The following is a 6,379-nucleotide window of genomic DNA, read 5'->3' as shown; positions in this document are numbered from 1 at the left end:
GTTGAGTACCGACGCCAGCTTGTTGCCTAGGGCTTTTTACAGTGTCCACAAATAAGGGTCTTGACCAAATTCGCCGGACGGTCCTTTTTTATGTGCGCAGCATGACGTATGTACGCGGGGGGGGGAATGGGGATAGACCTATAACCGCTTGAAATCGTGTTTGTTTGAACTTATTACGAGATAGAAACACGATTTCAAAGGCGGCTGCCCGTAGCGAAGCTCCTTTACAAGCTCCCATACCCGTTACCTCTTGTTCGCCTTCGGTGCTTTCAATCACCTTTTCACAGTTACCGGTCTCTAACCGGCCTTCATACCCTCTTGCCCGTCCTCTATCGTTGCTTGGCATGCGCTGTAGTCCGGTTTTACCCACTTGGAATCGAGTACTGCTTCTCTCCCCGCCTGTAGTCCGAAAACGCCTGCTTGCAGCGGGTATTTTGCTTGGCATTACGGTGAATCCGTTCTCCAAGCCGGCAAATTCGGACTCCAGCGTAAGGCGAACCTCGATTCCTTGCCCCAAGTGGGCTATTTCGGACTACAGTATATAGAGGAATGAGCTATAACAGTGCGTAAGGACAAGGGGCTGTCCCAAAGTCGTTTTCGGAATTTTCGGCTCCACTTCACACTTGAATTCGTATAACACAAGAACCTTCATTTCCACTAACATAGTGGTTTTGAAGGTTTTTTCACATCGTTTGTGGGATTCGCTCACTTGAGCGTCCCTTTTGGGATAGCCCCCTTCGTAAGCATAAGCCAAGGACAGGCGCGTTTACCGGGAAATCGAACGGGAAATCGAACAATCAGCGAAGGATATACTTTCTGGGCTTTTGGAGAGGATTTGGCTTAAGCCCGGTCCTTTTTGTGCCGCCTCGGAACTAATTGGCATGCGCTGCATGCATGGCCTTCCGAGATACAGCCAGGGCTGCACCGAATAACGGCGCAGCCCTTTTTGATACGTATCAATAAATACTCAGGCCTAAACGTGAGTTGTTTCTTTCATCTCCGGTTCAGCTTCTTCCTGATCCTCGGCCGAAACTTCTTCCTTCTGCGGCACCAAGATCGTAGCGACAATATCTTCATGCGCCGATTTTAGCTCGATGCCTTCAGGCATCTGCAGATCGCCCGCATGGAGGAGGTCGCCCATCTGCAGTCCGCTCACGTCGAAGGTAATGGCGCTAGGAATCCGTTCAGGCAAACCTCTAATTTCGACTTCATGCATTTGCACCTGCAATATACCGCCGGATTTAACGCCCTCAGCCTCGCCTGTGAGCTCGACGGCAACCGTCGTGCGCACCGGCTCGTTCATATTGATTTGATGAAAATCGATATGAAGCAGCGTCCGACTCAACTTCTCCCGCTGTACATCCTGAATCATGACCGGCTGAACGCCCGCGCCCGGAATATCCAGTTCCACAATGGCATGCGGATTGCTGCGCAGCAACGCGAGCAGCTCTTTCGCGTCTATCGCGATCGAGGCGCTGCCGATCTTCTTGCCGTATACCGAGCCGGGAACTTTACCGTTTTCCCGCAGCTTCTTTATTTCCGACTTGGTGGATAGCGGACGGGCTTCCGCCTTCAATGTCATACCCATGTTTGGAGCCTCCTTGGTGTAAATTCCTTGCGCCGGTCCGAAGGACGCATGAATCGCCGCCGCATCGGAAAGCCGGTCAAGGCATATTGCTACCTTCTACTTTACCCAAATGGAGGAAAATCCAAACAGCTTATAACCCGTTCGCCGAAAACGGTCGCCTATTCGCGCGTTTTTTTGGCCCTGAACCGTTCGCGGAGCTTCTCCGCATATCCGGCTTTATTCACTTGGCGCTCTCTTGCGATGGCTACATCGTTCTCGAATACTTCGTTCGTAATGGTCGACCCGGCTACGACATAAGACGCTTTGCCGATCTTGACCGGCGCAATCAGATTGACGTTGCTGCCGATGAACGCATCGTCCTCTACCTCGGTTATCTGTTTGTTAAAGCCGTCATAGTTTACGGTTACCGCTCCGCAGCCGAAATTGACGTTTTTGCCGACGACCGCATCGCCGACATACGTCAAATGGGATACCTTCGTTCCCTCGCCGATCGTCGCATTTTTGATTTCCACGAAATCGCCGATTTTGACATGCTCGCCGATTTTTGCACCTGGACGCAAATAAGCGAACGGCCCGACCGACGAATGGCTGCCGACCGAAGCCTGGTGCAACACGGATTGCTTAATATCCACTTGATCCGCAACCGTCGCATCGACGAGCTCCGAATAGGGTCCTATTACGCAGTCTTCTCCGATTCGCGTCGTTCCTTTCAACACGCAGCCCGGGAGCAGCGTCGTATCCATGCCGATTTCAACGCCATCCTCTATGTATGTGTTCGCCGGATCAATGATGGATACGCCGTTCAGCATATGATTGCGCAAAATACGCTCCCTCATCAGCTTGTCGGCTTCCGCCAATTGAATTCGGTCGTTGACGCCCATCGCTTCCGTCGGATCTTCCGAACAGCAGCCGATAATGGTCTCGCCCTGGCGGTTGAATATTTCGATCACATCGGTTAAATAATATTCTTTCTGCGAGTTGTGGTTGGTTACTTGAGCAAGCGCCGCGAACAGCTTCCGATTATCGAAGCAGTAGGTGCCCGCATTGATCTCGGGAATGAGCGCTTGCTCCGGCGTACAGTCCTTCTGCTCGACGATGCCGGTTACGTAGCCCTCTTCCGTACGGATGATCCGACCCAGCCCGGACGGATCTTTAACTACCGCGGTCATAATGGTGGCAGCGGCACCTTGCTCTTTATGCATTTCAATCATGCGTGTCAATGTCTCTTCGCGCAGCAGCGGCGTATCGCCGTAGGCGACGATCGTAATGCCTTCCTCATTTTCCAGATGGTCCTTTGCCTGCAAGACGGCATGCCCGGTTCCGAGCTGCTCATGCTGCATCGCGAATTCAACCCGATCTCCCAAATAGGCTTGAACGGACTCCGCTCCATATCCTACGACGACGATTTGACGGCTCGCGCGAATGCGCTCGATGATGCCGACGACACGTTCGATCATCGGCTTTCCGCATACCTCATGAAGCACCTTGTGTTTTTTGGTTTTCATGCGTTTGCCTTGCCCTGCGGCAAGCACGATACTGAATATTTTCACGAATATCACTCCGTTTCTCCCAATCCTTTTCCACTATGAATATAACGCACTCCGGAGCAAAAGAAAAGAGAGCCTTTGTAGGCTCTCTCGGCTTTCCTGCAAATCATGCCCCTTCTTCAATTACATCTTCCTCTGTCGCAGCACGGTCGTATTCAGCCAATACAGCAGCTTGAATTTTCTCGCGAGTAGTAGAAGAAATGGGATGGGCGATGTCTCTAAACTCGCCGTCCGGCGTACGCTTGCTCGGCATCGCAACAAACATCCCGTTATTGCCGTCGATTACGCGAATGTCGTGAACGACAAATTCGTTATCAATCGTGATCGATGCAATCGCCTTCATTCTCCCCTCGGAGTTAACGCGGCGGAGTCGTACATCTGTAATTTGCACTTGTGTTCACCACCTTTTTCCATCAAGGACTTGGTGGTAATATTCCACAAATTTACGTTAATTCCTTCTTTTTTTTGAAGCAAATCAGAAAAATTTTCGAATTATTTTTAGTTTTTATAATGTTTCGACATTTCTCGATGCGATCAGCTCGATTTCGACAAAAACATCCTTCGGAAGCCGCGCCACTTCAACGGTTGAGCGTGCCGGCTTATGGTCGCCGAAGTACGATGCGTAGATCTCGTTGACGGTCGAAAATTGATTCATATCCTTCAAAAAAACGGTCGCTTTTACGACGTCCTGGAACGAAGCTCCCGCTTCTGCGAGCACCGCTTGAAGGTTGCGAAATACTTGGTGCGTCTGCTCGGCAATTCCGCCCTCGACAAGCTGTCCGTCTGCAGCGAGCGGAATTTGTCCGGAAGTAAAGATAAGATTTCCCAGCGCGATAGCTTGAGAATACGGGCCGATAGCGGCCGGCGCTTCATTCGTTGCGATCTGTACGGGTTTCATGTTCATTCTCCATCCTTAACGTCAAAATAATTTCCCGGCACGACCGTCGCCTGCCGGCTTCGCGAATCGACAACCTTCAGCCTGGCCAGCGAAACGTAATCGTCGACCAAATGCTCGTCCACCTCGCCTGATTCTACAAACACGCCTACTCCCGCCACTTTAGCGCGAAATTCCTGCAATAAATCCATCATGCCGCGAATCGTTCCTCCCGCTCGCATGAAGTCGTCGATAATCAACACTCTCGATTCTTCTTTGAGCGCCCTGCGGGCAAGCGACATCGTTTGGATCCGCTTATTGGAGCCGGATACGTAGTTGATGCTGACGGCGGAGCCTTCGGTCACCCGATTGTCCCTCCGTACGATCACGACCGGCAAATTCAAATAAGAAGCGGTTGCGTAAGCAAGCGGAATCCCCTTCGTCTCCACCGTCATGACTACGTCAAAGTCCCGGCGATAAAAAGCGGAAGCAAACGTTTTCCCGATTTCGTTCAAAATCCCGGGCTGTCCCAAAATATCGGACATATACATAAATTCGCCCGGCAATATACGTTCAGGCTGCTCAAGCAATCTGCAAATATGCTGCACGAATTGCAGCGATTGCTCTTGCGGCACCTTGGGCACGAATTTCACGCCTCCCGCCGCGCCGGCAAGCGTCAGCAGCTCGCCTAAGCCTTCTTCCTCGCTTACTTCCTTAATGATCGCAAGATCTTCGCTGATCGACGATTTGGCCGAGCCATACCGCTCCGCAAAAGTCGTCAGCGGGATTAGCGTATGGGGGCGGCTCAACAAGTATTGCGTCATTTCTACCAGCCTTGCGCTTCGTTTAAGTTTTTTCATAGCGCCTCCCTAAAGCGTTTCCGAAGGAAACGCACTTCACGAACATAAACCTAAGCGTCTCCGGGGGAACGCACGTGCCAAGCCTAACCGAACCCGGCGAAAATCCGAATATTATATAGTGAATATATCATTTTCATACGGCTTTATTCAACAATTCCGAAAGATATCCTCCTTCGATTGTTCATCGTCCCGTTAAACGCATGCCGTCGGAAGACGCCGTAAGGCGTAATCCTTGAGTTGAAAAGGAAAAGAAGCGATTGCGGAGCGCGAGGTGGAGAAATCAATTGCAGTATATAACAAGCTATGTAGTCCGGAATCCGGAGCGGCATGCCCCGAGGGGTAAAAACCGGCTTAGCCTGTCAGGTAAGAAGCCGAACGGCGTACACTTCCTTGCAGAAACCGCGCAGTCCGTTATAAATTCTGGCCGCTTTGTTTTCTTTGGCCACAAGCCCGAAAACGGTTGGCCCGCTTCCCGACATCAGGACGCCGTCCGAGCCGAGCTTTATCATGCAATCCTTCAGCTGCCGGACCTCCGGATACAAATCCAGCGTCACTTCCTCCAGGACATTGCCAAGGGAGGCGCATAATCGTTCGAAATGCCTTTCCTCGATCGCAGCCCGCACTTCCGCCGTCGAAGGGTGGTTCTTGATCGCTTTCGCATTCAGCCTGCCGTATACGTCCGCTGTGGAAACGTTAATCGGCGGTTTGGCCAAAATAACCCAGCACTGCGGAGGCGCTTCGATCGGCTCCAGGAGCTCCCCTCGGCCCCGCGCGATCGCCGTCCCTCCCGTCACGCAGAAAGGCACGTCGGAGCCCAGCTCGGCGCCGAGCCGCATCAGCTCTTCCGTCGGAATGTTGAGCTGCCAAAGCCGGTTCAAGCCGCGCAGCGTCGCCGCCGCATCGCTGCTGCCGCCCGCAAGTCCCGCCGCAACGGGAATCTTCTTATCCAGATGAATATAAACGCCCTTCTTCACGCCATACCGCTCTTTAATCAGTCTGGCAGCCTGAAAGGCAAGGTTCTTCTCATCCAGCGGGATATAGCCGGCCTGACTGGATATGATAATCGTGTCTCTCGGCAGCTCCTGCATCTCGAGCCTGTCCGCAAGATCGACCATAGTCATGACCATTTCCACTTCATGATAGCCGTCCGCCCGTTTATGAAGTACATCAAGGGATAAATTAATTTTAGCCGGAGCTTTTTCCAACACTTTCATTGCAAACACCCTTTGTCAGCACATTAGCATTCGCGATTAGCCGTCTGGCGAATCCATGTATAACTTAACACATTATATCAGACCGCCGTTAGAAAAACATCTTTCGGACATTGCCGCTACGCGTATCGGCAGCCGTGGGAACCGTCCTTCCCGAAGGAAAAGCGCATGGAACGATGAACGACAGAGAAGGATAACGCCTGCGCCGGTTCATCGCCAATAAGGCAGCCAAAGCCCTGTTGGCCTTCGGCTGCCCTTCTTCCCGGAACATCCGCGCGCTTAAGCCGTGCGGCAGACGT

At 52.1% G+C, this 6,379-nt stretch carries 6 protein-coding genes; all 6 read right to left on the bottom strand.

Annotated elements, in window-relative coordinates:
• Positions 1-973: 973 nt before the first annotated feature.
• The 6 genes from DQG23_RS40935 to ispE all read right to left on the bottom strand — a co-directional run bounded on the left by DQG23_RS40935 (position 974) and on the right by ispE (position 6,083).
• On the bottom strand, positions 974-1,588 hold the full coding sequence (locus tag DQG23_RS40935) for a 50S ribosomal protein L25 (RefSeq protein WP_113036824.1): 615 nt from the start codon (positions 1,586-1,588) through the stop codon (positions 974-976).
• 158 nt (positions 1,589-1,746) lie between these two features.
• On the bottom strand, positions 1,747-3,138 hold the full coding sequence (gene glmU, locus DQG23_RS40930) for a bifunctional UDP-N-acetylglucosamine diphosphorylase/glucosamine-1-phosphate N-acetyltransferase GlmU (RefSeq protein ID WP_113036830.1): 1,392 nt from the start codon (positions 3,136-3,138) through the stop codon (positions 1,747-1,749).
• A gap of 103 nt (positions 3,139-3,241) precedes the next feature.
• Positions 3,242-3,526, bottom strand: a complete 285-nt coding sequence (gene spoVG, locus DQG23_RS40925; protein ID WP_113036823.1) for a septation regulator SpoVG — start codon at positions 3,524-3,526, stop codon at positions 3,242-3,244.
• Positions 3,527-3,640: 114 nt separating this feature from the next.
• Positions 3,641-4,033 (bottom strand): RidA family protein, encoded by a 393-nt coding sequence (locus DQG23_RS40920; RefSeq protein WP_113036822.1) that lies wholly within the window; start codon positions 4,031-4,033, stop codon positions 3,641-3,643.
• Between the two features lie 2 nt (positions 4,034-4,035).
• Complete coding sequence (purR, locus tag DQG23_RS40915; RefSeq protein WP_113036821.1) at positions 4,036-4,869, bottom strand: pur operon repressor; 834 nt, start codon at positions 4,867-4,869, stop codon at positions 4,036-4,038.
• Positions 4,870-5,228: 359 nt separating this feature from the next.
• Entirely contained in the window at positions 5,229-6,083 is an 855-nt protein-coding gene (gene ispE, locus DQG23_RS40910; protein ID WP_113036820.1) for a 4-(cytidine 5'-diphospho)-2-C-methyl-D-erythritol kinase, read from the bottom strand.
• Positions 6,084-6,379: the final 296 nt, after the last annotated feature.

The organism is Paenibacillus contaminans, from assembly GCF_003285015.1.
GTDB classification, from domain to species: Bacteria; Bacillota; Bacilli; order Paenibacillales; family NBRC-103111; genus Paenibacillus_V; species Paenibacillus_V contaminans.
This window is presented reverse-complemented; position numbering and strand designations above follow the sequence as displayed.

Bases quoted from the DNA above. Each gene is read 5' to 3' on its own strand.
- DQG23_RS40935 (WP_113036824.1), bottom strand. From the start codon at position 1,588: ATGGGTATGACATTGAAGGCGGAAGCCCGTCCGCTATCCACCAAGTCG.
- DQG23_RS40920 (WP_113036822.1), bottom strand. From the start codon at position 4,033: ATGAAACCCGTACAGATCGCAACGAATGAAGCGCCGGCCGCTATCGGC.
- purR (WP_113036821.1), bottom strand. From the start codon at position 4,869: ATGAAAAAACTTAAACGAAGCGCAAGGCTGGTAGAAATGACGCAATAC.
- ispE (WP_113036820.1), bottom strand. From the start codon at position 6,083: ATGAAAGTGTTGGAAAAAGCTCCGGCTAAAATTAATTTATCCCTTGAT.